Annotated in this window: 17 protein-coding genes and 1 pseudogene; 3 read left to right on the top strand and 15 right to left on the bottom strand. The window is 68.3% G+C overall.

Annotation, left to right across the window (positions count from 1 at the left end):
- Positions 1–268: 268 nt before the first annotated feature.
- The 7 genes and pseudogenes from E3O54_RS14940 to E3O54_RS14910 form a co-directional block, all read right to left on the bottom strand.
- Positions 269–880, bottom strand: coding sequence for a histidine phosphatase family protein (locus tag E3O54_RS14940; RefSeq protein WP_134401936.1), 612 nt, complete (start codon positions 878–880; stop codon positions 269–271).
- Positions 881–976: 96 nt separating this feature from the next.
- Positions 977–1,861, bottom strand: a complete 885-nt coding sequence (locus E3O54_RS14935) for a fructose-bisphosphatase class II family protein (protein ID WP_134401935.1) — start codon at positions 1,859–1,861, stop codon at positions 977–979.
- Between the two features lie 136 nt (positions 1,862–1,997).
- Positions 1,998–5,303, bottom strand: a complete 3,306-nt coding sequence (locus E3O54_RS14930; protein WP_166805267.1) for a DEAD/DEAH box helicase — start codon at positions 5,301–5,303, stop codon at positions 1,998–2,000.
- Positions 5,304–5,366: 63 nt separating this feature from the next.
- Positions 5,367–6,920: an APC family permease gene (locus E3O54_RS14925; protein ID WP_134401933.1), complete on the bottom strand. Its 1,554-nt coding sequence runs from the start codon at positions 6,918–6,920 to the stop codon at positions 5,367–5,369.
- A 15-nt stretch (positions 6,921–6,935) separates the two neighbouring features.
- On the bottom strand, positions 6,936–7,823 hold the full coding sequence (locus tag E3O54_RS14920; RefSeq protein ID WP_241976927.1) for a universal stress protein: 888 nt from the start codon (positions 7,821–7,823) through the stop codon (positions 6,936–6,938).
- A 36-nt stretch (positions 7,824–7,859) separates the two neighbouring features.
- Positions 7,860–9,833, bottom strand: a complete 1,974-nt coding sequence (locus tag E3O54_RS14915) for a primary-amine oxidase (protein ID WP_134401932.1) — start codon at positions 9,831–9,833, stop codon at positions 7,860–7,862.
- Positions 9,834–9,900: 67 nt separating this feature from the next.
- Positions 9,901–11,255: pseudogene (locus tag E3O54_RS14910) on the bottom strand (aldehyde dehydrogenase family protein).
- A 240-nt stretch (positions 11,256–11,495) separates the two neighbouring features.
- On the opposite strand from E3O54_RS14910, the gene E3O54_RS14905 reads away from it, so the two are divergent.
- Together E3O54_RS14905 and E3O54_RS14900 are read left to right on the top strand one after the other, a co-directional pair.
- Positions 11,496–13,685: an ATP-dependent Clp protease ATP-binding subunit gene (locus tag E3O54_RS14905; protein ID WP_134343196.1), complete on the top strand. Its 2,190-nt coding sequence runs from the start codon at positions 11,496–11,498 to the stop codon at positions 13,683–13,685.
- 105 nt (positions 13,686–13,790) lie between these two features.
- Positions 13,791–14,837, top strand: a complete 1,047-nt coding sequence (locus E3O54_RS14900; protein ID WP_134401931.1) for a zinc-dependent alcohol dehydrogenase family protein — start codon at positions 13,791–13,793, stop codon at positions 14,835–14,837.
- Here E3O54_RS14900 and E3O54_RS14895 read toward each other — a convergent pair.
- The 8 genes from E3O54_RS14895 to E3O54_RS14860 all read right to left on the bottom strand — a co-directional run bounded on the left by E3O54_RS14895 (position 14,815) and on the right by E3O54_RS14860 (position 24,290).
- Complete coding sequence (locus tag E3O54_RS14895) at positions 14,815–16,311, bottom strand: NAD(P)/FAD-dependent oxidoreductase (RefSeq protein ID WP_134401930.1); 1,497 nt, start codon at positions 16,309–16,311, stop codon at positions 14,815–14,817. The two genes, E3O54_RS14900 and E3O54_RS14895, sit on opposite strands and share 23 nt — an antisense overlap.
- A 93-nt stretch (positions 16,312–16,404) precedes the next feature.
- Positions 16,405–17,046, bottom strand: a complete 642-nt coding sequence (locus E3O54_RS14890) for a nitroreductase family protein (protein ID WP_370248013.1) — start codon at positions 17,044–17,046, stop codon at positions 16,405–16,407.
- Positions 17,047–17,190: 144 nt separating this feature from the next.
- Positions 17,191–18,882 (bottom strand): long-chain-fatty-acid--CoA ligase, encoded by a 1,692-nt coding sequence (locus E3O54_RS14885; RefSeq protein WP_134374842.1) that lies wholly within the window; start codon positions 18,880–18,882, stop codon positions 17,191–17,193.
- Positions 18,879–19,949, bottom strand: coding sequence for a low specificity L-threonine aldolase (locus E3O54_RS14880; RefSeq protein ID WP_233191259.1), 1,071 nt, complete (start codon positions 19,947–19,949; stop codon positions 18,879–18,881). Before E3O54_RS14880 ends, E3O54_RS14885 begins: the two co-directional genes overlap by 4 nt.
- Before the next feature lie 182 nt (positions 19,950–20,131).
- Positions 20,132–21,169, bottom strand: a complete 1,038-nt coding sequence (locus E3O54_RS14875; RefSeq protein WP_104100102.1) for an ABC transporter permease — start codon at positions 21,167–21,169, stop codon at positions 20,132–20,134.
- 116 nt (positions 21,170–21,285) lie between these two features.
- On the bottom strand, positions 21,286–22,170 hold the full coding sequence (locus tag E3O54_RS14870) for an ABC transporter ATP-binding protein (protein ID WP_104100103.1): 885 nt from the start codon (positions 22,168–22,170) through the stop codon (positions 21,286–21,288).
- Positions 22,171–22,228: 58 nt separating this feature from the next.
- Positions 22,229–22,900 carry an SDR family NAD(P)-dependent oxidoreductase gene (locus E3O54_RS14865; RefSeq protein WP_241973121.1) on the bottom strand — a complete coding sequence of 224 codons (672 nt, stop codon included), beginning with the start codon at positions 22,898–22,900 and terminating at the stop codon, positions 22,229–22,231.
- Positions 22,893–24,290, bottom strand: a complete 1,398-nt coding sequence (locus tag E3O54_RS14860; RefSeq protein WP_134401929.1) for a DUF6421 family protein — start codon at positions 24,288–24,290, stop codon at positions 22,893–22,895. The genes E3O54_RS14865 and E3O54_RS14860 overlap by 8 nt, the downstream gene beginning before the upstream one ends.
- 427 nt (positions 24,291–24,717) lie before the next feature.
- Between E3O54_RS14860 and E3O54_RS14855 the strand changes: the two genes are divergently transcribed.
- Positions 24,718–25,098 carry a DUF1622 domain-containing protein gene (locus E3O54_RS14855; protein WP_104100048.1) on the top strand — a complete coding sequence of 127 codons (381 nt, stop codon included), beginning with the start codon at positions 24,718–24,720 and terminating at the stop codon, positions 25,096–25,098.
- The last annotated feature ends 47 nt before the right edge of the window (positions 25,099–25,145 follow it).

The following is a 25,145-nucleotide window of genomic DNA, read 5'->3' as shown; positions in this document are numbered from 1 at the left end:
CGCACATCCAGCAGCGGTCGTTGGCCAACTCAGGAGATCCAGCCGGGCCGTGCCGGGCATCCGCACCAATGCCGCACTAACCCGCGGCGGCCGTCTACTCCGGGCAACAGATGTCCTGAGTTAGCCACACACACACGGGCCCTGGTGCGAGGGCGCACACCTGCACCGACGACAGAGGGCCACCCGCGCGAGGGGGCCTGCCGTCGCTAAGCGAGGGTGAGTAGGCCCGTTCCGGGTGCAGTCATGCGGGGTGCGGGACCGGCGGCTGCTAGTTGATGGGGAGGAGGTTGCCGGCGGGGACGGGCTCGCCGTTGAGGATGTCGAGGGTCCAGCCGGCCTGGTCATGGACGACCACGTTGAGGGAGGCGTTCCTGATCGTGTCGACGGGCGTCTCGAGCGCCTGCATCAGCGTCAGTCGGATCAGTGTTCCGTGGCTGACTACGATGATGCGGGCACCCGGGTGGTTGCGGGCCAGCAGCTGCAGGGCCTCGACTCCGCGGTCGGCGACACTGGCCTCGGTTTCGGCGCCGTGGAAGCCGCCGATTCCGGTGGGGCCGCCGGGGACGCGGAGCGCGTCCAGCTCGGGGCCTGCGCCCAGTCCCTCGGCGGGACCGTAGTTGCGCTCGACGATCCCTGGGATGCGATCCGTGACGGTCAGGCCGAGGCCCAGGGCAATGAGATCGGCCGTCTCGGCTGCGCGGCTGAACGGTGAGGAGACGACGAAGTCCCACTCCTGTGCGGCCAGGTGGCAGACGGCATCCGCTGCCTGGCCACGCCCGGTGTCATTGAGCGGGATGTCGGAGTGGCCCTGGATACGCAGAGCGGCATTCCAGTCGGTCTGGCCGTGGCGGATCAGGGCGAAGGTAGTTGTGGAACTCACCGTTCTATTCTGCCTCGGGCTGAGGTCGGGAGATGAATCGGGTCTCGACCGGGTCGAACATCGGGCGGATCGACTTTTGGAACAGAGCGCGGTGGCTCAGGTGACCGGGGACGACGCGAAAAGCACGTGCTTGCTCGCCACCAGGTCTGCTGCGTCGTAGATGCGGGCGAGGTCGAGGCCCGCGGCCCGGGCGCCGCGCACTTCGGGCTCACTCTGCGGGGCCATCCGCCCGAGCATCACGCCGCCGAGGGCGCGCACGGCGCAGGCCGCGATGACGCCTTCCGGGGTACCGCCGATTCCCATCGAGAGGTCGACCGCGGCATCCGTCGATGCGGCGGCGATGGCCGTGGAGACGTCACCCTCGGCCGTGCGGAGCACGCGTGCTCCGGCGCACCCGAGTTCGCGGATGAGTTCGACGTGGCGCGGTTTGTCGAGCACGGCGACGGTGAGCGCGGTCTCGGGGATGCCGCTGGCGAGCGAGAACGCACGGAGGTTGCGGGTGGCGGAGGCGTGCAGGTCGAGCACGCCGTGACCGGCTGGGCCTGAGATGAGCTTCTCCATGTAGAAGACACCGGCGGGATCGAACATCGTGCCTCGGGGGGAGATGGCGATCACGCACACCGCCCCGGGCAGGTTCCGGGCGACGAGGGTCGTGCCGTCGAGCGGGTCGACTGCGATGTCGCAGTCCGGTCCGTTTCCCGTGCCGAGCTGCTCCCCGTTGGCAAGCATGGGGGCCTGGTCCTTCTCGCCCTCGCCTATCACCACGGTTCCGCGAAAAGGCGCGGTCAGGAGAACGGCACGCATGGCGGCGACGGCCGCCTGGTCGGCGTTGATCTTGTCGCCGCGACCCACCCAGGGCAGTGTGGCGCGTGCCGCCGCCTCGGTCGACGCGCGCACGGCGGCGACCAGCCCGGCCGGCCAGCCCTCGGCTCCGATCACGGTGGATTCGGCCAGGGGAGCGAACGGGCGGTGCTGCGGCATGGGCTACCTCTTGCTGGGACGGCGGTCTCGTGACCGGCAGCTGAAAGCCTACTCGCGTGCCCGGGGCGGGCACTCGTGCGGGCGACAGCGCGGGCGACTCAGGGGGCGACTCAGCGGGCGGGTACCGGTGCGTGGGCTAAGCGAGCAGCTCACGGATGTCGGCGGCCGTCAGGGCGGTCCCGCGCGCGGCGCCATCCGTCATCACGCTCTCGAAGAGGCGGGCCTTCGTGGCCTTGAGGGCCATCACCTTTTCCTCGATCGTGTCCCGGGAGACCAGGCGGTAGACGAAGACGTTCTTCGTCTGGCCGATCCGGTGCATGCGGTCCACGGCCTGCGCCTCGGTGGCCGGGTTCCACCACGGGTCGAGCAGGATGGCGTAGTCGGCCTCGGTCAGGTTCAGGCCGAACCCCCCGGCCTTGAGGCTGATCAGGAAGACCGAATTGTCGCCGGCCTTGAAGCTCTCGATCACCTGCGCCCGGTTGCGGGTCTTGCCGTCGAGGTAGGAATAGCTGATGCCCGCGGCGTCGAGGCGTGCGCGGGCCTTGCCCAGGTACTTTGTGAACTGGCTGAAAATGAGGGTGCGATGCCCGCCGGCGACGACGTCCTCCAGCAGTTCGAGGAGCACGTCGAGCTTGGTCGACGGGATGTCGTCGTACTTCGTGTCGTAGAGGCTGGCATCGAGGCTGAGTTGGCGCAGCATGGTGAGCGAGCGGAAGATCTCGAAACGGTTGGAGTTCATGTCGTCGATCAGGCCGAGCACCTTCTGCCGTTCCCGCTGCAGGTGGGTGTCGTAGACCGCGCGGTGCTTCGGGTGCAGCGTGAGCTCAAGCACCTGCTCCTGCTTGGTGGGCAGGTCGCCGGCCACCTGCTCCTTCGTGCGGCGCAGCATGAACGGGCGGATGCGGCGGCGCAGCTGGTCGAGCCGGTCGCCGTCGGCATCCTTCTCGATCGGTTTCTGGTAGTAGTCGCCGAAGCGGCCGGGGCTGGGGAACAGTCCCGGTGCCGTGATTGAGAGCAGCGACCAGAACTCCATCAGGTTGTTCTCCAGCGGCGTGCCCGTGATCGCGAGCTTGAACGGGGTGGCCAGGCGGCGGGCGCACTGGTGGGCGCGGGACTTGCGGTTCTTGACGAACTGGGCTTCGTCGAGCAGCAGCCCGGACCAGGCCAGGGCCTCGTAGTCGCCGAAGTCCAGCCGGAATAGCGTGTACGAGGTGACGACGACGTCCGCGCCGGCGTGCAGCGAGGCCAGAGTGCTGCTGCGCTTGCCGGCGGTCTCGGTGATCGCGGCCACCCGCAGGCCGGGCGCGAATCGGGCGCACTCGGCCGCCCAGTTGGAGACCACGCTGGTGGGTGCCACGACCAGGAACGGCGCGCTCTGCCCCGGCTGCTCCCGCACGCGTTCCATCAGGGCGATGGCCTGCAGGGTCTTGCCGAGGCCCATGTCGTCGGCGAGGATGCCTCCCAGTTGATGGTCGTAGAGAAAGCTCACCCACTCGAAACCGGCCTGCTGATAGCCGCGCAGGGTGGCGTCGACCCCGGCCGGCAGCGGCTGTTCCGGAATCTGGGCGACGTCGGTGAGCCCGGACACGGTGTCGCGCCACGCGGCCGCCTGGCCGGCGACGACCCCGAGGGACTGCAGCTCCTCCCAGAGGTCGGCCTGGAACGGGCTGATCCCCAGGGACTCGGCGCCGGCGTCCTGCAGCCCTCGGGCCTCCTCGATCAGCCGGCGGAGCGTGTGCAGTTCGGGGCGGTCTAGATTGAACCAGGTGCCGCTGGGCAGGATCATCAGCTGCTGACCGACCGCCAGGGCCCGGAACAGGCTGTCGAACGGGATCTCCTCGCCGTCGATGCTGACGGCCACCTGCAGGTCGAACCAGTCCCGGTCATCCGGGCGTTCGGTGGTGCCCACGGTGATCACCGGCGCCTCGTCGGCCTGGCGGTAGTCGGGGGCATCGCCGGCGACCAGCACGGTGACATGGTCTGCGGCCGCCAGGGTCGGCACCACGGAGTCGAGGAAGCCGAGCATGGCGGTGCCGGCCAGGGTGGCGCGCTCGATCAGTACCGGCAGGCCGCTCTGCTGCCCTACCAGGGCCGGCACGGAGGTGAGGAGCGTCTGCACGTCGTGCAGGATCTGTCCCTCCCGGGTGCCGTCGCGAAACCTGTCATCGTCCGGCACCGGGCGGAGTGGCTGGTGGTATTCCGGGTAGTGCCACACCCAGTGCAGGGTGATGCGGGCATCCATCTGGTGCGTGACGGTCAGGGCCAGCACGGGCTGCGGGGTCTCGGGCAGGGCGAACGACTCGTCCCGGCTGGTCACGGTGACCCGGTGTCGAAGGAACGGGTAGAACTCGGCCAGGAAGTCGGCCTCGTCCGCGCCGGGCACCGCGATGGTGTCGGAGGCCGCCATGGCCCGCAGCTCCCGGCTGATCTCGCCCGACAGCGGGGCGAGGGTGATCTGCGGGGAATCGCTGCCGGACTGGCCCGCCCAGGTGTAGACGCCGTGGGCGGGGTTGCCGATGAACCCGAACGTGCCGCGCGCCTGCGGCTCGTCGCCCAGCAGCAGGACGGGGCGCAGCGTGAGGCCGTCGGACACACGACGGATGTCCAGCTCGAGGCACGCAGGAACGGGCGAGACGAGCACGGGATCCTGCTGCGCCGTGGCGGAGACCAGGGGGAGCCCGGCGTTCGCCGCGTCGTCGAGCAGGTCCCAGAGCGCTCGGTCGGGGAAAGCGTCGACCGGAATCCACTGGGTGGAGGTGGCGTAGTACGGGCGGGCCGCGAACTGCAGCGCGTAGAGCGCCGAGAGCACCCGCAGCTGGCCGCGGTCGAGCGACCCGTCGGTGGTCAGGTTCTCCCAGGTGACGCTGCCCCGGATCCACTTGCCCTGCTTGCCCATCATCACGGGCCGCGCCGCCAGCCGGCGCGGCCCCGGCTGACTGGCGAAACGCCCGTGCTCGGGAGCGAGAAGTTGGAACTGGAGGGCGAGGCGGGTGTCTGCGGACGGCGCGGAATCCGGTCGCGCCAGAGGAGCCAGCGTACTTCGCCACGCTGCCCGTGCGGAGAACCCGGCGGTGCCGACGGCCGACCCGGGCTCGCGGCCCAGGGCGGTGGCGGGGGCACCCGGCACTCCGCCGAGGCTGCGGCCCACGGCGCCGCCCTGGCTCGCGATCAGCAGCGCGGCGACATGCTTGCAGTTGCGCTTCATCGGGCAGGTGCAGACGCCGGATGCCCGCACCGCGGCGCCGGCGGAATCAAGGGTGAACGAGACGGTCACCGAATAGGGCGTCGGGTGAGAACCGCGCACCATGCCGAAGAGCTGGGTGTTCGAGCCGAACCAGGTCTCGGCATCAACGTGGCCGTTGCGGGCGTAGCGTTCGCCGCGTGAGAACGCCTGGCTGCCCACAAGGAGCGCGATGTCGTGGGAGCTGAACGTGTGGGCCATGGCGGGAACCATTCTTCCATGCCCCAGCCCGGCCGGCCGTGCCCGGCCGGGCGCATCAGGGGGCTACTCGACGTGCCCGTGTTCCTTCGAGGACCCCTTCGTCAACGTCTTTCCCTGGAAGAAGGCAGGGTTGACGCTGCGCTGGATCAGCATCAGCACGAGGCCGCCGATGAACAGCACCATCGCGAGGATGAACACGAGCCCGACCCCGCCGATGTTCGATCCGCTGCCGTAGTCGGGGTTCATGCTGTCGTAGAGAGTGGTTGCGAAGATGACCAGCAGGATGACCCCGCCGATCAGCGGCGCCAGGAGTTTGAGCAGGATGGCCCGGGGCCCGTTCAGCGAGTCGCGGAAATACCAGACGCAGGCAAACGCGGTGACCCCGTAGTAGAAGCAGATCATCATGCCCAGGGTCAGGATCGTGTCGGTGAGCACATCGGTGCTGAGCACGCGCATGATCGCGTAGAAGCCCCAGGCCACGATTCCTGCCATTACGGTGGCGAAGGCCGGGGACTTGTAGCGCGGGCTGATTGAGGCGAACCGCTTCGGGAACGCTTTGTAGTGGCCCATCGATAGCATGGTGCGTGCCGGCCCGACGAAGGTCGACTGCAGCGACGCGGCCGAGCTGGACAACACGGCCAGCGACATCAGGATGGCGAAGGGACCCATCACCGGTCCGGCGAGGGCGGCGAACACGTTGCCCTGGATCTCCTCATTGCCGAGTCCGAATTCGCCGGCGCCGATGCCGGAGAACATCAGGGCGGCGACCGCCACGAGGATGTAGAGCGCGAAGATGATGCCCACGGTCAACGTCGCCGCACGCCCGGGGGTTGTCTTCGGGTTCTTGGTCTCCTCGTTCATGGTCAGGGTGACGTCCCAGCCCCAGAAGATGAAGATCGAGAGCGAGACCCCGGCCGCGAAGGCCGAGAACGAAGGGGCGAGGAACGGGTTGAACCAGTCGGCGCTGAACGCAAGGGCATCGAAGGCGGTGCCTTCTACGACCTGCAGCAGGGCGGCGACGCTGAACCAGACCAGCACGATCAGCTGGAAGGCCACGAGCACGTACTGCACGGCCTTCGTGGTCTCCATGCCGCGGTACGAGACATAACAGGCCGCCACCATGAACACCAGACAGGTGAGCACGTTGATCACAACATTGTTCGTCCGGTCGGCGAGGCTCGGGTTGCCGAGAAGCTGGGCGAGCATCAGATAGAAGAAGTCGACGGCGACTCCGGCGAGGTTGGAGAGCACGACCACCGTCGCGACGATCAGACCCCAGCCGCCCATCCAGCCGAGCCACGGCCCGAAGGCGCGGGTGGCCCACGTGAAGGAGGTGCCGGCATCCGGCATGGCGTTGTTGAGCTCGCGGTAACCGAGCGCCACCAGCAGCATGGGGATGAACCCGACCAGGAAGATGCCCGGCATCTGGGTGCCGACGGCCGCGACCGTCGGGCCGAGGGAGGCCGTCAGGGTGTACGCCGGCGCGATGCACGAGATGCCGATGACCGTGGCGCCGAGAAGCCCGATGGAGCCAGCGCTGAGGCCCTTCTCGGAAAGGCCGCCGGTGAGGGTGGAGGTGCCGGGCGTGGAGCCCGAGGAGGGATGTTGGCTAGTCATGGACTGTCCTTAGGGTCAGTGCGGCTTACGGGCGTCAGTGCCGGTGGGGACCACGATGAGGGGAACGGGGAGCGCGTGCAGCATGCGGTGTGCAGTGATGCCGAGGAAAATCGTGGTGGGCTGAGCCAGCCGGCTGGAGCCGACGAAGGCGATTTCGAACGGCTGCCAGTCGAGGGCCTCGACGGCGGCCTCGACGGTGTGCCCGGACGCGACCTCGGTGGTGATGGTGCCGCGCGCCTTCGACCGACTCTGGAAGTACTCCAGGACGCCGTCGAGGTGGGCCTGGCTCTCGCTCTCGTCGACCGGGTGCCGACGACCGGCGTCGACCTCCACGAGCGTGACGAAACGCAGGTCGACCGTGAGGTCCGCCGAGAAGGCCACCAGAGAGTCGAGCAGCGTCTTCCAGCCCGGCCGGGTGCCGATGGCGCAGGTGATCCGGGTCAGCTGTGCGGGAGCCTTGTAGCCGCGGGGCGCGAGGGCGACGGGCGCCGGCGAGGCGTGCAGGAGCGCGTTGGCCACGCTGCCGATCGTGAATCGGTTCATCAGGCCGCGGCGTGAGGCCCCGACGACGATGCGGTCCGAGTCGAACGCGCGAGCGGCCTGGAGCAGCCCTTCCGTGGTGGAGTCGGCGTAGAAGAGATGCGTGGAGGCGACCACGTCATCGGGAACCAGGGCCTTGCCCTGTTCCAGCCATTCGAGGGCCTGCTCCTCGAGCAGAGCCTGGTAGTCGGGGGAGGTGGAAGCACCGACCCGGGCCGGGACGGTGGATGAATGATGCGGAAGCACAAGACACAGACGCAGCTCGGAGCGGGTCAGGCGCGCCAGCGCGACACCCAGCTCGACGGTGTCATTGCCCCGTTCGGTCGCTTCGTATGCGATGACGTAGTTGGCTACTCGGGTCACGCTGGTTTCTCCCTCGGTTCGCGACGGGTGTCGCACTCAGTGGTCATAGTGCTGTGGATTATGGGCGGGCTGGTCATGTTCATGGTCCTGCTCGGCGTGCTCGCCCGGCGCACAGTGCGCCGGGCTGCGTTCCACGTCGAGCGACGGATTGCGGTCGAAGAAGCCGACCGGCTTGAGCCAGAACGACACGGTGTCGACCGGCATGATCGGCCACTCTTCCGGTCGGGTGATGTGGTGGATACCGAAGACGTACCAGAGCACGATATCGGCGTTCCGCACCGGCCGGCGAGCCTGGATCCACTCGGGCAGGCCGTGGTCGACCGCGCTCTGGTTGACGAACTCGCCGCACGGCCAGCGTTCGGACTCGTCGTTCGGGGTGACCCAGACCGTGTGCCCGATCACCTGGGCGCGTTGGAGGGCAGGCGCCGCCTGGTCGAAGAAGGACGGGATGGCTCCGCCGGGCACCAGCTTGTAGGACACGGGGGTGCCGAGGCCGTTGAGCGAGTTCTCGTTCACGACCTTCCAGGCCCGTTGGGTGTCCCAGTTGTAGTCGTCGAACCCCTCGGTCTCGATCGGGGTGTTCAGCTGGGTGATCGCGAGGCCGAGCGGGTTTGCGGCGCTGATCGGCTCGGCCTGCGTCTCGGTGCGGAACACCGTGTTCTCGCGGCCGTCGACGTCGAGGTCCATCCGGGCCACGATGAAGTGCTGGTGGAACGGCGCGTAGGTGCGCGTGTCGACCAGGGTTCCGTTGGGGTGCGGCTGGCCCTCGTCGAGGTGCGTCACCACCATGATCCCGGTGGCGCGCACCTCGCATTCCATGTTGCCGTCCTGGTAGAAGCGCCAATAGACGAGGTACTCGTAGTTCGCTACCGTGACGTGGAAGGACACGACGAGCCGGCGCATCCGGCGCACCTCGGCACTGCCGTTGTGGTCGACGTGCTTCCAGAGCACCGCGTTGTCTTCCTCGTGGATGCAGAACGCGTTCGGGATGCTGTACGGCTCGCCCTTGCTGTTGTGCAGCACGGCATCGAGGTAGCGGATTTCGCCGAGGCAGTCGCAGCCGAGCTCGAGCGAGGTGGTCATGAAGCCGAGGCCCCACTCGCCGATGTCGAAGGCGGTGCGACGGAAATGGTCGACGCTGGGGTCGCGGTAGGGCACGACCATCTCCGCGAACGACAACCGGTTGGCGATGGGCCGCACCCGGCCGCCGTCCCGGTAGCCCACGGTATGCAGGGTCATGCCCTCGCGGTAGTTGAAGCCCACCCGGAGCGACCAGTTCTGCCACTCGATCAGGTTGCCGTCGAGCGTGAAGCTCGGGCCGTCGGGCTGCCCGATGTCGAGCGGGGTGAGCGGCGGGCGCGGGCTTCGATCCCGGATGCGCCGGGGCACCAGGTGCGGCACGTATTCGCCCATTCCCGCCGGCGGTTCGACCGTGAACGAGTCCTCCACCTCGAGCAGTTCCATGGTGTTGACGTCGAGCACGAAGTGCAGGCCGCTGACCGGTCCCGCATAGGGGTTGGCGTCGGTGGACGCCCGGACCCAGACGTCTGACCAGCCCAGGCGGCGGCCGCGATACCGGTCGGGGATTACCGCGTCGCCGTAGGTCCAGGTGTCGATGAAGACCAGGTCGAGGTCGGTGATGCCCCGGCGGGCGAGAGTGGCGATCACATCGGGGTGGGCGCGAAGGGCGGCGTCGGCTTCCTCCCACTCGTCGACGGTGAAGTTCGCCTGCATCCCCGGCACCGTTTCCCACTTGAGCAGGGCGTCGGTCGTGAGCGAGACGACGCCCACCCAGGTGGTGTTCTCGGCGCGGTGGAGCACTACCAGCCGTGCGCGTCGGTCGGGAACCGCGCTGGTAGCTGTGAACTCGGCGACGGCGCTCCGGGGCGGCTCGACCAGCTCGATCGAGGTGAACCGCCACCCGTCGGCGACGCCGCGCTCGCGGGCGAGGATGGCGACGGCGGAGGTGAACTCAGCGGCGGAGAGCGGGTCGAGCGGGTGGAAAGTCATCGAGGGGCCTCTGTTCTCGTTGGCGGTGGTCGAGCCTGGCGGTGGTCGAGCCTGTCGAGACCCGTGTTTATTCCAGCGCGCTCATCACGTGCTTGATCCGGGTGTAGTCCTCGACGCCGTACATCGACAGGTCTTTGCCGTATCCGGACTGCTTGAAACCGCCGTGTGGCATCTCGGCGGTCAGCAGGAGATGGGTGTTGATCCACACCGCGCCGAAGTCGAGGTCGCGGGAGACCCGCATGGCCGTGGCGTGGTCGAGGGTCCACACGCTGGAGGCGAGCGCGTAGTTGACATCGTTCGCGAGCGTGACCGCGTGCTCCTCCGACGTGAAGGGCTGCACCGTGATCACCGGGCCGAACGTTTCCTCCTGCACGATCGCATCCGTTTGGCGCACCTGCGTGACGACTGTGGGCTCGAAAAAGAAGCCCTCGGTGCCGACCTGGTGTCCGCCGGTGGCAATGACAGCGTGGTCGGGCAGGGCCGCGACCTTGCGCGAGACGTCGCCGAAATGGTTGACGTTGTTGAGCGGCCCGAAGTAGTTGTCGGCGTCGTCGGCCGACCCGGTAGTGCGGCTGCGGGCCTCGGCGACGAGTGCGTCGACGAACTCGTCATGGATGGACTCGTGCACGAGCACTCGCGTGATGGCCGTGCAGTCCTGCCCGGCGTTATAGAAGGAGAAGTCGGCGATGGCGGCGGCGGTCACGCTGACGTCGACGCCGGCGAAGACCAGGGCCGGCGCCTTGCCGCCGAGCTCGAGATGGGCCCGCTTGAGCGTCTTCGCGGCGCCGGCGGCGACGGCCATACCGGCCCGCACGCTGCCAGTGATCGAGACCAGGCCGGGTACCGGATGCTCGACGATCGCGGCCCCGGTGCCGCCGTTGCCGAGCACGATGTTCATCACGCCGTCGGGGAGGATGCCCTGGCTGATCCGGGCGAGTTCGAGGGTCGACTCCGGGGTGGTGTCGCTGGGCTTGAGCACGAGGGTGTTGCCGGCCGCCAGCGCGGGGCCGATCTTCCAGATGGCCATCAGGAAGGGGAAGTTCCACGGGGTGACCTGCCCGACCACGCCGATCGGTTCGCGGCGCGCAGCTGATCGGCGCCGGCCGCGACCTCGTCAACGGCGATCGTGGCGCGAGGTTGGCCCGTGTTGCGGTGCTGGGCCTCCACGATGGCGTCGCTCTCGGCATCGATCGCGTCGGCGAGGCGCAGCAGCGCGCGCTGCCGCTCGGCGGGAGTGGTGCGGCCCCAGGTGCGGAAGGCGGTCTTCGCGGCGGTCATCGCGTCGTCGACGTCGGCCGCGGTGGAGACCGGGGCCCGGGCAACCCGGCGTCCCGTTGTGGGATCGACGATGTCGAGCAGCTCGGTGCCGGAGGGAGTGACAAAGCGGCCGTTGATGAAGTTTTTAAGGGTGGGGGTGGCCACGGGCCTGATCCTCTGCGCTGAGTGTAGAAACGGGTCTTTTGTTCGGTAAGTATGGCATCCGACAGAGGAATTCGGATACCCGGACGAAAACTGGGTCGTGATGGGGCTGCCGCCGTAGCACCGCCGAGTTGTCTCCGGACCGCTGGCGCGTTTTCTCGATGTCCCCTAAACTTGAGTCCAACAGGCTCAGCTTTTTGCCGACCTGCGACGAGAGCGGCCGGCCCGAGAGAGGATCTTCCGATGCAAGCAGGTCAGCAACCGCCCCAGGAAGAAGCGAAGACGGCGTTGGAGCAGTACGGTGTCAACCTCACCGAGATCGCCCGGACCGGCAAGCTTGACCCGGTGATCGGGCGGGACGCGGAGATTCGGCGGGTCAGTCAGGTACTCACCCGCCGCACCAAGAACAACCCGGTGCTGATCGGTGAACCCGGCGTGGGCAAGACCGCCGTTGTGGAGGGACTGGCCCAGCGCATCGTGGCCGGCGATGTGGCCGACTCCCTCAAGGGCAAGCAGCTGGTCTCCCTCGACCTGGCGGCCCTGGTGGCGGGGGCCAAGTATCGCGGCGAGTTCGAGGAGCGGCTCAAGGCCGTGCTCAAGGAAATCAACGACGCGCAGGGGCAGATCATTACCTTCGTCGACGAGCTGCACACCCTGATGGGTGCCGGCGGCGGCGAAGGGTCCGTGGCGGCCTCCAACATGCTCAAGCCCATGCTCGCCCGCGGCGAGTTGCGCCTGATCGGTGCGACCACGCTCAACGAGTACCGCGAATTCATCGAGAAGGATGCCGCCCTCGAGCGCCGGTTCCAACCGGTGCTGGTCGACGAGCCCAGTGCGGAAGACACTGTGGCCATCCTGCGCGGGCTCAAGGAGCGCTACGAGGCCCACCATAAGGTGTCGATCGCGGACTCGGCGCTGGTGGCCGCGGTCTCCCTCTCCAACCGGTACATCACCGCCCGCCAGCTGCCGGACAAGGCCATCGACCTGATCGACGAGGCGGCCAGCCGGCTGCGGATGGAGATCGACTCCGCTCCCGTGGAAATCGACGAACTGCGTCGCAGGGTGCAGAGGCTGGAGTTGGAAGAGCTCGCGCTGAAAAAAGAGAAGGACGACGCCTCTAAGGCTCGCCTGGGGAAGTTGCGTGCTGACCTTGCCGAATACACGGTGGCCCTTGCTGAACTGCAGGACCGCTGGGACAAGGAGCGTTCCTCGCTCAACCGGATCGGCGATCTGAGGAAGCGCTTGGTGAGCACCCGCAGCCAGGCCGAGGTGGCCGAGCGCGAGGGCAACCTGGAGAAGGCGTCCAGGCTGCTCTACGGCGACATCCCGGTGATCGAACGGGAACTCGCCGAAGCGGAGCAGACCGAGCAGGATGGGCCGCGGATGGTCGGTGACCAGGTCACCGCGGAGGACATCGCCGCCGTGGTCGCGATGTGGACCGGCATCCCGGTAGGGCGGCTGCTGCAGGGCGAGACGGAGAAGCTGCTGAACCTCGAGGGTGAGCTCGGGCACCGCTTGGTCGGGCAGAAGCAGGCCGTGCGCGCGGTCGCCGACGCCGTGCGCCGCAGCCGGGCCGGCATCTCCGACCCGGACCGGCCGACCGGTTCGTTCCTCTTCCTCGGGCCGACCGGCGTGGGCAAGACGGAGCTGGCGAAGGCGCTCGCCGAGTTCCTCTTCGACGACGAAAAGGCGATGGTGCGCATCGACATGAGCGAGTACGGGGAAAAGTTTTCCGTGTCCCGTCTGGTCGGGGCTCCTCCCGGCTATATCGGCTACGAGCAGGGCGGGCAGCTGACCGAGGCCGTGCGCCGCCGCCCGTATTCGGTGATTTTGTTCGACGAGGTGGAGAAGGCGCATCCGGAGGTCTTCGATGTCTTGCTGCAGGTGCTCGACGACGGCCGGCTCACGGATGGCCAGGGCCGCACCGTGGACTTCCGCAACACGATCCTGGTGCTGACCTCGAACCTCGGGTCGGCGTTCCTGATCGACCCGGTGCTCAGCCGGGACGAGAAGGAGGCGGCCGTGCAGGCACTCGTGCGCAAGACGTTCAAGCCCGAGTTCGTCAACCGTCTCGACGACATCGTCGTGTTCGAATCGCTGTCGATGGAGGACCTCGGCCAGATCGTCGGGCTGCTCGTTGACCGGTTGGAAAAGCGGCTGATCGAGCGGCGGCTCGAGCTGGGCGTGACCCCGGATGCCCGCACCTGGCTGGCGGAACGCGGCTATGACCCGATCTACGGTGCGCGCCCGCTGCGGCGGTTGATGCAGACCGAGATCGACGACAGGTTGGCGACCGCGATCCTGTCGGGCGCCGTGCGGGACGGCGAGACGGTGCGGGTGGACCTGGCGCCGGACGGGGAATCGCTCAGCGTCGCATCCGCCCCGTTGCTGGTCGTGGACCCGGCCGACCTCGACGACGACGCGCTGCTGTAGTTCTGTCCGTCGCCGGATTTCGCGTTTAGCGGAATTCGGCGGGAATACGACGGAACGGGCCCCCTGCCCCGGTGACGGTCAGGGGGGCTGGCATAGGGTCGAAGCATGCGTGCAACAGTGATTTACGGGGAACGGGACATCCGCCTCGAAGAAGTATCCGATCCGATTCTCTCCACCGGCGGTGACGCCATCGTGCGCGTCGTCGCAGCCTGCGTCTGCGGCTCAGATCTCTGGCCCTACCGCGGCATCCATCCCACCGAGGAGCCGAAACGAATCGGCCACGAGTTCGTCGGCATCGTCGAGGAAATCGGCGCCGACGTCAGCCGTGTCAAGGTCGGCGACTTCGTCATCGCGCCGTTCTACGACTGCGATAACACGTGCATCAACTGCCAGAACGGCACCAGCACCTCCTGCCTGAATGGCGGCTGGTGGGGCTCGGACGACCAGCTCGGCGGCTTCGCCGACGGCGCCCAGGGCGAGAAAGTGCGCGTGCCGCACGCCGACGGGTCGCTCGTTGCGACGCCGACCGTGCCCACCGATGCCCAGGTTCCCGGTCTCCTGACCCTCGCCGACGTCATGGGCACCGGCCACCACGCCGCGGTCTCCGCCGGTGTGACCGCGGGCAGCACGGTCGTCGTCGTCGGCGACGGCGCGGTCGGCCTCTGCGCCATCATCGCGGCCAAGCGGCTCGGGGCCTCCCGGATCGTGGCCATGTCGCGTCACCCCGAACGGCAGATCGTGGCCCGCGAGTTCGGCGCGACCGAGATCGTCGAGGAGCGCGGCGGGGCCGGCGTGGCCCGCATCCGTGAGCTGTTCGACGGCATCGGCGCGGACTGCGTGCTCGAGTGCGTCGGCACCAAGGAGTCGATGGAGCAGGCCATCGCGTCGGCCCGTCCCGGCGGAATGGTCGGCTACGTGGGCGTGCCCACCGGCGGACCGATCGAGGTTAGCCCGCTGTTCGGGCGGAACGTGGGCCTGAACGGCGGCGTCGCATCCGTGCGCGGCTACGTCGAAGAGTTGCTGCCGGAAGTGCTCTCGGGTGCCATCAACCCCGGCCGCGTGTTCGACCTGCAGCTGCCGCTGGCCGAGGTTGCCGAGGCCTACGCCGCCATGGACGAGCGCCGCGCCATCAAGGTGATGCTGCTCCCGTAGGCACGGAGATCACACGTGTCGGGAGGGAGATCTCGACGGGCTCGATCACCGCGACGGGCAGGATCACCGCGGCCGGCTTCGGCGCTTCCAGCAGTAGTCGACGGGCCGTGAGGCCGATGACGGCACTGTAGGTGGGGTAGGCGAAGCGCACCCGGGCCAGAGTGGCGACGTCGACGCCGGCGGCCATCGCCGTCGTCACGGATTGGATCACTTCGACCGCGTTCTCCCCGGTGGCATGGGCGCCGAGGATCAGCTCCCGCCGCCGGTCGGCGATCAGCTTGAGGAAGCCAGGTTCCCGGCCGTCGATCACAGCGCGGTCGAGTTCGGCGTAGGGCACTGTCGCGACGACGCAGTGCGGGTCGCGAGCCCTGGCCTCCTCCTCGGTGAAGCCCACGCCCGCGTAGTCGGGGTCGGTGAAACCGCCGGCCGGGAGCAGGTGGTGCGGCGTTCTGCGATTGGCGCCCAGCACCGCGTTCTCGGCCGCGGCCTCGCCCTCGAATTGGGCCGCCTGTACGAGCATGTCCCGGCCGTTCGCGTCGCCGACCGCGAAAATATGGGGCACGACACTCCGGAAGTACTGGTCCACCGGGATGGCGGAACGTTCGATGGTGATGCCAGCCCGGTCGAGCCCGAGGTCGTCGACATCCGCCGGCCAACCGGTGGACATAATGACGGCGTCGAAGGCGGAAGACTGTTCCGTTCCTTTTTCGCGCCAGGACAGGGTGAGGGTTCCGTCGGCGTCCGGCTCGATCGCCGTCACCGCTTCGATGCCCGTGTGCACGGCCACGCCCTGCTCGCGGAACGCCGCCGAGACCGTGGCGGAGATGTCAGAATCCGACGCCATCAGGATGCGTGGTGCCACATCGAGCACGGTCACGTCGGAGCCGAAGGAGCTGAACACCGTGACCAACTGGGCGCCGGTGTTTCCGGCGCCGATCACGGCTACCCGTCGGGGCAGCGACGGCAGCTTCAGAATGTCTTCCGGGACCGTCGCCAAGTGCGCCCCCGGCACGGCGAGTCGCCGAGAATGCCCGCCGACGCAGACCAGGAACGTGGCGGCGGTGAGGATGCGGCCGGTGTCCAGGACCACGGAATGCGGGTCGATGAATCGCGCCCGACCTTCCAGAACCAGTTCGATTCCGGCGGCCGCGAACCTCTCGGCCTCGCTCTTGATCGAGCGCACCTTGTTCACCCGCGACTGCACCCGGTCTCCCATGGTGGCCCAGTCGATGACGGGGTCGTTGACTACGATCCCGTAGGTATCTGCCGCGCGCACCTCGCGCATCAGGCGCGCCGCCTTGGCGAGCACCCTCGTCGGCACGCACCCCGTGTTCACGCAGGTCCCGCCGAGCTGGTCGGCCTCCGCCACGGCGACCCGGGCTCCCAGTTCGGCGGCACGGAGCGCCGCGGCCGTTCCCGCCGGCCCCGCGCCGATGATGACGACATCAAAGTGATTTGGGGTGTGTTCGGTCATCGTGGTCTCCACCGGTGTTCACTGCTGGGAGCAGCCGGGCGCGTTGCCGGGAAAAATAGTCGAATCATGTTTGTACCTGACGGGGCTGTGGAGTTACTGTGTCGGGGCGGGCTCTTGCTGCTGGTCGTTGACTAGTTGTTGACCAGTTGTTGACCAGTCGTTGACCAGGAGAAGCTCGACGAGAGGCTTGCGGGTGCGCGGGGCGGACTCGCGTTCGAGTAGCTCGGGGGAGAGCAGGGAGACGTCGCCGAGCACGCCGAGGGCGGTGCCGTCGAAGCCGCCGAGCTGGTGGGTGTGCAGTCCCTCGTGCTGGGCCTGGATCGTCAGATGGGCGACGGCCTGACCCAGGTCGTAGCGGGCCCACGGGTTCTCGCGGGTCACGTCGATCGGCAGGGTGGCGACGTTGACGATCAGCACGGAGGCGGCATTCGCCCCCGCCTTGTTGAAGCCCATCAGCGTCTCATGGATCTTCGTGAAGCTGTCCGAGCCGCGGCGGGCGACGATGAAGCGGGTCGGCTGCATATTGCTGGCCGAGGGAGCCCAACGGGCGGCCTCGAGCACGGTGGTCAGAGTGGCTTCGTCAACGAGGGCCGTCGGGCAGAAGCCGCGGGGGCTCCAGCGCCCGGCGAGCACGGGGAGGAGGGGCGACGCCGTGTGGGCGCCGCGGCTGAGGGTGTTGGTGATGAGGTTCGTGGGCCCATCTTTTGCCGGAGTCTGGCTGGGATGGCGGGGCAACGCTGACCCATCCACTCCAACGCGGGCGGCGGCACACTATTCCGCTACCACCTGCCGCTGCGGTATACGCATCGCCGAAGCATCTCACGAGCGGGTAAGCGTCGGAATGCGGCGTCGAAACCGACGCTCTACCCGCTCTCGCGGCTACTCCTTGATCAAGCCGGCTCGCACCTCGCGGCGCAGCACCTTGCCGATCAGCGACCGGGGCAGCTCGTCGACCTCCACGACGGTGCGGGGCACCTTGTAGGCGGAGAGCCGGGTGCGGCAATACGTGCGGATGGCGTCGACGTCGAGGGTGGCCCCCGCCGCCAACACGACCGCGGCGGCGACGTCTTCGCCGCCGTTCGCGCTCGGCAGCCCGACGACGGCGGCGTCGGCGACATCCGGATGCGACAAAAGAGCGGCCTCGACCTCGGAGGGCGCCACATTGAAGCCGCCGGTGATGATGAGTTCTTTGATACGGTCGACGACCGTGACGAAGCCGTCGGAGGAGACGCGGACGATGTCGCCGGTGCGCAGCCAGCCTCCGTCGAGAAGCGTCTTGGCGGTCTCGGTCGGCTGGTCCCAGTAGCCGGAAGAGACCTGTGGGCCACGGATGAGTAGCTCACCTTCCTCTTCGATCCCGCGGTTCACGGTCGGGTCGTCCGGGTCCACCACGCGGATCTCGGTGCTCGGGAACGGCACGCCCACCGTGCCGGGGCGCCGGCTCGGGCCCATCGGGTTGCCGACGGCGATCGGCGAGGCCTCGGTCATGCCGTAGCCCTCGACCAACAGCCCGCCGGTGGCGGCCTCCCAGCGTTCCACGATCGACACCGGCAGGCTCATCGCGCCCGAGATGGCGTAACGGATGCTGCGCAGGCTTACATTCTTCGCCGTCGCGGCCTTCACGAGCCGGTCGTAGATCGGCGGGACGGCCGGCATGAATGTGGGTGGGGTGCGCCGGGCCGCATCGAGCAGCAGTCCCTCGTCGAACTTGGGGAACAGCACGAGCCGGGCGCCGGTGGCCATCGCGAACGTCAGACAGAGGGTCAGGCCGTAGGCGTGGAACATGGGCAGGACCGCGTAGAAGACCTCCTCGCCAGGGCGCAGCCCCTGCACCCAGGCCTCGCCCTGCAGGGCGTTCGAGCGCAGGTTGAAGTGGCTGAGGATGGCACCCTTCGGGGTGCCGGTGGTGCCGCTGGTGTATTGGAGCGCGGCGGTGTCGGTGACCTTCGGGCGCGGGTGGCCGGGGCGCAGCTTGCGTGAGCCGACGATGCCGGACCAGGTGAAGGCATCCTTGCCCAGCGGGCCCGAGGTCAGGGCGTCTCGCGACTCGCGGGCTTTAGCGATCGGCAGCTTGAGCAGGAGCCGCTTGGCGAGCGGCATCGCTTCCGTCAGGTTCACCGCGATCACGGTGCGCAGGCCGAGGTCGGCGGGGAAATCGGTGACGGTCTGGTAGATCTTGTCCCAAACGATGGCGACGCGGGCGCCGTGGTCTTCGAACTGGTGTCGGAGTTCGCGTTCGGTGTAGAGCGGGTTGTGCTCGACGACGATCGCGCCCAGGCGTAGCACGGCGTAGAAAGCCACCACGTGCTGAGGGCAGTTCGGCAGCACAAGGGCCACCCGGTCGCCGGGTTTGACGCCGAGGCGCAGGAGGCCGTTTGCGGCCCGAGAGATCTGCTCGCCGAGCTCGGCGTAGGTGGTGGTGGCGCCGAAGAAATCGAGGGCCACGCTGGGGCCGAACCGGCGCGCCGAGGTCTCGATCATGTCGGAGAGCGTGTCGGTCGGTTCCTGGATGGTACTCGGAACGCCGGGGGCGTAGGAGCCGAGCCAGGGTTTATTCTCGAAGACGTTCATCGGGCGGCCAGTTCTCTGATCAGGGCCGCGACGAATGCGTCGATGTCGGCCTCCTCGGTGTCGAAGCCGCACATCCAGCGCACCTCGTTGGTCGCGGGGTCCCAATCGTAGAACCGGAAGTGCCCGCGCAGGCGATCGGCCACGCCGGGGGGCAGGATCGCGAAGATCGCGTTGGCCTGGGTGTTCTGGGTGAAGGACAAGCCCTCGATCTCGCCGGCGGCGATACCGGTCTCGAGGGCGTGGCGCATCCGTGTGGCCATGGCGTTGGCGTGGCCGGCGTTTCGCTGCCAGAGGTCGCCGCCGAGCAGCGCGATCAGCTGGGCCGAGATGAAGCGCATCTTCGAGGCCAGCTGCATGTTCAGTTTGCGCAGGTAAAGCAGGCCCGCGGATGCCTCAGGGTTCAGGACCACGACGCACTCGCCGTACATCATGCCGTTCTTGGTGCCGCCGAAGCTGAGCACGTCGACGCCGGCGTCACGGGTGAAGGTGCGGAACGGCAGGCCCAGCGAGGTGGCGGCGTTGGACAGGCGGGCGCCGTCCATGTGCAGCTTCATGCCGTGGGCGTGTGCGTGGTCGGCGATGGCCCGCACCTCGTCGACCGTGTACGCGGTGCCGAGCTCGGTGGTCTGGGTGATCGACACCACGAGCGGTTGGGCGCGGTGTTCGTCGCCCCAGCCCCAGGCCTGCTGGTCGATCAGTGCGGGGGTGAGTTTGCCGTCGGGGGTGTCGACGGTGAGGAGCTTGATGCCGGCCACCTTTTCGGGGGCGCCCGCCTCATCCGTGTTGATATGAGCGGTGGATGCGCAGATCACGGCGCCCCAGCGCGGCAGCATCGACTGCAGGCCGATCACATTGGCGCCGGTGCCGTTGAAGACCGGGAAGGCTTCGACGCCCGCGCCGAAGTGTTCGGTGAAGACCTGCTGCAGCCGGGCAGTGTAGACGTCTTCGCCGTAGGCGATCTGGTGCGCGCCGTTGGCGGCGACGATCGCCTCGAGAATCTCGGGGTGCACCCCGGAGTAGTTGTCGGATGCGAACCCGCGCGAAGAAAGGTCATGGAGTTGAGTCACCCCTCCATCTTCGCGCATCCGTCTGCTCCGCTTCTGTGCGCTCGGTGTGCGAATTCGACGGAGATTTTGCGTTGAAACGGTGATTTCGGGCCGAAACCGGCCCGTGGGAGCAAAATCACCGTCGAATTGGTTCGGGGCAGGGTTCAGGTTCGGGGCCGGGATCGGGCTGGCGGGGCGGCAGGTCAGCCGCGCAGGGCCTGGCGCAACGTAACGCGGGCGCCCATCCGCAGCAGGGAGTTCGAGTAGATGCGGGAGCCCAGCAGGATGACCACGGCCGTCGAGGCGAGCAGGATGGCCAGCGAGAGCAGCGGCTCCCACCAGGCGGCCGTGCCGAGGAAGATGCGCATCGGCATGCCGACCGGGGCCGAGAACGGGATGTAGGACATGACGGCGAGCACGGTGGGGTTGTCGTTGAAAAAGATCACCAGAAAATAGGGAATCATCACGAGGAACAGCACGGGCGAGGTGGCCGAGCCCACGTCTTCCTGGCGGGAGACCATCGACGCGGTCGCGGCGAACAGCGCCGCAAGCATGACGAAGCCGAACGCGAAGAACACGGCGAACCAGACGATCGACGGCCCCACGGTGCCCAGCAACCCGAACTGGCCGGTCGTGGCCATGCCGATCGCCACCAGCAGGCCGATCGCCACGATCTGCCCGAAGGCCATGATGCTGTTGCCCACCACCTTGCCGCCGAGCAGGGCGCGCACCGGGATGGTGGTCATCAGGATCTCGACGACCCGGGTCTGCTTCTCCTCGACGACGCTCTGCGCGATGGTCGAGCCGAACGTGATCGCCGACATGAAGAAGACCAGCCCGAAGCCCAGGGAGACGAGGTAGACGAGGCCACCGCTCTGCCGCGATGTCGGCTCGAGCAGGCTCACCGCGGGGGTGACGCTCAGGGCCGCGAGCACACCCACCGGCGGGGAGTCGAGGGCGATGACGCGCACGCCGAGCAGGGCATCCGCCCGGGTGGACGGAACGACCGCCGCGGAGACGGTGCCGTCCCGCACCAGGGACTCGGCAGCGCCGATGTCATCGGCCTTCACCATCGTGAACGACTCGGTCTGCTCGACGACCTGAGCGGCGGACCCCACGACGGCCACCTTCGGCATGGTCAGGTTCTGACTCGCAATACTGCCGGCGACGACGGAACCGACCGAGATGAGCAGCAGGATGCCGGTTGAGATCAGGAAGGCCTTGCTGCGCAGCCGGGCCATGATCTCGCGGGTCGCGACAAGCCACACACTCCGGGCGAAGCTCGGCGCCGGATACCGGGGGCGAACCTGCGGGCGTCTGATGTGTGGCGTGCCGGCGCGGTCGTTCCAGATGGTGCTCACTGCACGATCTCCTTGAAGATGGTGGCGAGGCTGGGCCGCTGCTGGCTGAACTGTGTCACCGGGGCCCGGGTGAGGGCCTGGCGCAGAACGGACTGGCTGGCGGCATCCGTTTCGGCTTCGAACACGGCGACACCCCCGGAGAGGTCGAGCACGGAGATGCCGGGCACGGTGTGGATCCACTCAGCGTCGGCCGCGGTGCGCAATTCGAACCGGGGGCTGCTGTGCTGCTCGCGCAGCCGCTCTCGGGGGCCGTTGGCCCGGATCTCGCCGTCGGCGATGATGACGACGTCGTCGCAGAGGCGCTCGACGATGTCGAGCTGGTGCGAGGAGAACAGCACCGGCGCGCCCTGGGCGGCGAAGCCGGAGAGCACGCTCATGACCACTTCCACCGCGAGCGGGTCAAGGCCGGAGAACGGCTCGTCGAGCACGAGGAACTCCGGGTCGTGCACGAGCGCGGCCGCGATCTGGGCGCGCTGCTGGTTGCCGAGCGAGAGAGACTGCACCAGGTCACCGGCCCGCTCGCCGAGGCCGAGCCGGTCGAGCAACTCGGCGGTGTTGCGGCGGGCGGATGCCGGGCCCAACCCGTGCAGGCGGGCCAGGTAGACGAGATGCTCGCCCACCTTCATCTTCGGGTAGAGGCCGCGCTCCTCCGGCATGTAGCCGAAGCGGCGGCGGTCGTCGCTGGTCAGCGGAACGCCGTCTTGCAGCACGGTGCCGGAGTCGGCCGACAGCACCCCCAGGATGATCCGCATGGTGGTTGTCTTGCCGGCGCCGTTCGCACCGACGAAGCCGGTCAGGCGTCCGCTCTCGACGCCGAAACTCACGTCGGTCAGCACCTGCCGGGTGCCATAACGCTTGTTTATGGTCCTGATGTCGAGCATGCCCACCCCTCTGTAGCCTGGTTCCACGCTAGCGCGCCGCGGGGTGCCGACGTCGGGTTCAGGGGGCCAAAAGCACGCGAGAAGTGTTGACGGATGCCGCCGACGCGTCCCACAGGCCGACCACCGCGGTCGCAAGTGCGGTTTCCAGCCCGGCGAGGGCACGCACGACGAAGATGACCGCCGCGGCATCCGCGCCTGCTTTCGCGAAGCCCTGACCGACCGCGCGGGTCCAGGTCTCGGCGGCGGCCTTCGCGGCGGCGTAGTTCGCGCCGCCCGGGGCCGGCTTGTCGACCGACACCGACGACACGATCGCCAGGCGCCCGGCCGGCGAGGCCAGCAGGTCGTCGTTGAACGCGCGGGTGGTGTTGCGCAGCGTGGCGACGACGTGCGCGTGCAGGAAATCCCAGTCCCCGTCGGACTGGCCGGCCAGCCCTCCGCCGCCGCGCCAGCCGCCGACCAGGTGGATCAGGCCGTCGATCGGACCGTGCTCGCCGTGCACGGCGTCGGCCAGGGCCGTGACCTGGGCGAAGTCGCCGAGGTCGCAGACATAGGTTGCGGCACCGGGAACCTCGGCGCGGAAGCCGTGCAGGCGCTCGGCGTTGGTGCCGACCGCGATCACGTGCGCGCCGGCATCCGTCAGCGCGGTGGCCACGGCGCGGCCGGCCGCGCTGGTCGCACCGGCGATGAGCACGGTGCGACCAGCGACGGCCCTGCCTGCGGTGTCAGTCACGCCCGGTGAGCCCGGCCGTCGACTCGATCACGGGCTTCATCTTCTTGTCGAGCGCCTCGAAGAACATCGACAGCGGGAACTCGTCGTCCAGAACAAGGTCGGTGTAGCCCTTCGGTGCGCCAGCAAGCACGTCCAGCGGCAGGCCGCGAGCCCACTGCGACGCCGGGTTCGGCGTGAGCGTCTCCGCGATCATGTCGTAGGCGGCCAGCCAGTGGGCCTTCTTCGGCCGGTCGATCGACGCCCAGTAGAGGTCGTCGATTCGCTTGCCCAGCGCGATGACCACGTCGGGCACGGCTTCCCAGTCGAAGGTGAGCCGGGTGTCGGTCCAGTGCAGCACGTGGTGCTGGTGCATCCACGCGAAGAGCAGCTGCCCGCCCAGCCCGTCGTAGTTCCGCACCCGGGTGCCGCTGATCGAGAATCGGAAGATCCGGTCGAAGATCACGGCGTACTGCACGAGTTTCGCGTGCCGGCGTGCTTCCGGGCTGGCGTTCTCGTCGCGTTCGATCGTGACCGATTCGCGGAACGCGGTCAGGTCGCAGCGCAGTTCCTCCAGGGAGTAGAGGAAGAACGGCATCCGCTGCTTGATCATGAACGGGTCGAATGGAAGGTCGCCGCGCATGTGCGTGCGGTCGTGGATGAGGTCCCACATGACGAAGGTTTCCTCGGTCAGGTGCTGGTCGTCGAGCAGCGCCGCCGCATCGGCAGGCAGTTCGAGACGCGTGATCTCGGCGGCCGCGCGCACGACCCGGCGGAACCGGGCAGCTTCGCGGTCGGCGAAGATCGCACCCCAGGTGAAGGAGGGGATCTGGCGCATGGCGACGGTCTCGGGGAATAAAACGGCCGAGTTGGTGTCGTAGCCGGGCGTGAAATCGAGGAAACGGATCGGCATGAACAGCTCGTTCGTGTACTCCTGCTCGAGCTCGTCGATGAATTCCGGCCAGATCACCTCGATCAGCACGGCCTCGACAAAGCGGTTCGCGCTGCCGTTCTGCGTGTACATCGGGAACACGACCAGGTGACGGATGCCGTCGGCCCGCTGCTGCTGCGGCTGGAACGCCATCAGGGAGTCGAAGAAGTCCGGCACGCCGAAGCCCTCGGTGCTCCAGCGGGTGAAGTCCCGAGTCACGGCCGCGAGGTAGGCGGCGTCGTGCGGGAACAGCGGGGCGAGCTCGTCGATGGCGGCGGCGATCACGCCGACGTGCGCCGCGGCATCCGCGTGGTCGGCGGCGACGGGGATGGAGCCGTCCTGCGCCTGGCTGGCCTGAAGCGAGGTGGCCGCGGACTTGAGCCGGAGCCAGGCCGGGCTTGTGACCGGGTTGGCGGCGGTGACGGCATCCTCGAGAACCTCGGGCTCACCGACCAGTGCATCGTGCGCAACGTAATTCGACATGGGAACCTCCGTTCTTCGTGAGTGCCGCGGTCGCGGCGGGGTCGTTCGTGGTGGTGCTGGGTGGTGCCGGTGGTGCCATTTGGCGCCACGGTCCAGAGTAGCGGGAGGGTGCGGGCGTTTTCTTGCCATATCTCGCAACGAATCGCCGTGTTCCGACCCTCCGGTCGTCGAAAGCCCCCGTTCCGGTTGAAAGTGTGCGTTGTTCCGGTCATTCTCCGAGAATCGCCCATTGTGCCGAGTGCCGCCCTTCCGGCGGTGATTGTGGGCGCACACGGAGCTTTCGGTCTCAGCGGCGCGAGAGGGCGGTGCACGAGAACCGGCTGCCCGGGTCTCGACAGGCTGGGCCACCGGATGGCTCGACCGCGGGGGTGGCCTGCGCTATCGTCGAGGCGACCATGCAGCGACCATGCAGCGAGGAGCGCCGCCGATGAACTTTGACGAGGTGATCTCGGCGGTCGTGCGGATCGTCGAGGCGGCCGGTGCAGCCATCATGGTGCTCGGCGGCGCGGCCGCGATGATCGCTGCGGTGCCGACCGCGCTGCGGGCCGACACCCGGCAGCGGGCCTATGAGAAGTTGCGCCGCAATCTGGGCCGGGCCATCCTGCTCGGGCTCGAAGTGCTGATCATCGCCGATATCATCCGCACGATCCTGGTGGATCCGACCCCGCAGAGCGTGCTGGTGCTCGGCGCGATCGTGGTGATCCGGGTGCTGCTCAGCTTCTCGCTTGAGGTGGAGATGGACGGCATCTGGCCCTGGTCCCGCTGGCGCCTCGCCGCGAACAAGGGCGGCACGCCGAACCTCAAGTAGCGCTCGAAACGACACGTTCCTGGGGCGGGCGCCGCCGCGCACCCTTC

The sequence above is a fragment of the Cryobacterium sp. TMT2-4 genome (genome assembly GCF_004402575.1).
In the GTDB taxonomy this organism is placed as follows: domain Bacteria; phylum Actinomycetota; class Actinomycetes; order Actinomycetales; family Microbacteriaceae; genus Cryobacterium; species Cryobacterium sandaracinum.
The sequence above is the reverse complement of the archived record's forward strand: the minus strand, read 5'-3'. Positions and strand labels throughout refer to the sequence as shown.

Coding starts and splice junctions, on each gene's coding strand:
- E3O54_RS14935 (WP_134401935.1), bottom strand. CDS start 1,861: ATGCCGCAGCACCGCCCGTTCGCTCCCCTGGCCGAATCCACCGTGATC.
- E3O54_RS14930 (WP_166805267.1), bottom strand. CDS start 5,303: ATGGCCCACACGTTCAGCTCCCACGACATCGCGCTCCTTGTGGGCAGC.
- E3O54_RS14925 (WP_134401933.1), bottom strand. CDS start 6,920: ATGACTAGCCAACATCCCTCCTCGGGCTCCACGCCCGGCACCTCCACC.
- E3O54_RS14915 (WP_134401932.1), bottom strand. CDS start 9,833: ATGACTTTCCACCCGCTCGACCCGCTCTCCGCCGCTGAGTTCACCTCC.
- E3O54_RS14905 (WP_134343196.1), top strand. CDS start 11,496: ATGCAAGCAGGTCAGCAACCGCCCCAGGAAGAAGCGAAGACGGCGTTG.
- E3O54_RS14900 (WP_134401931.1), top strand. CDS start 13,791: ATGCGTGCAACAGTGATTTACGGGGAACGGGACATCCGCCTCGAAGAA.
- E3O54_RS14895 (WP_134401930.1), bottom strand. CDS start 16,311: ATGACCGAACACACCCCAAATCACTTTGATGTCGTCATCATCGGCGCG.
- E3O54_RS14885 (WP_134374842.1), bottom strand. CDS start 18,882: ATGAACGTCTTCGAGAATAAACCCTGGCTCGGCTCCTACGCCCCCGGC.
- E3O54_RS14875 (WP_104100102.1), bottom strand. CDS start 21,169: ATGGCCCGGCTGCGCAGCAAGGCCTTCCTGATCTCAACCGGCATCCTG.
- E3O54_RS14870 (WP_104100103.1), bottom strand. CDS start 22,170: ATGCTCGACATCAGGACCATAAACAAGCGTTATGGCACCCGGCAGGTG.
- E3O54_RS14860 (WP_134401929.1), bottom strand. CDS start 24,290: ATGTCGAATTACGTTGCGCACGATGCACTGGTCGGTGAGCCCGAGGTT.
- E3O54_RS14855 (WP_104100048.1), top strand. CDS start 24,718: ATGAACTTTGACGAGGTGATCTCGGCGGTCGTGCGGATCGTCGAGGCG.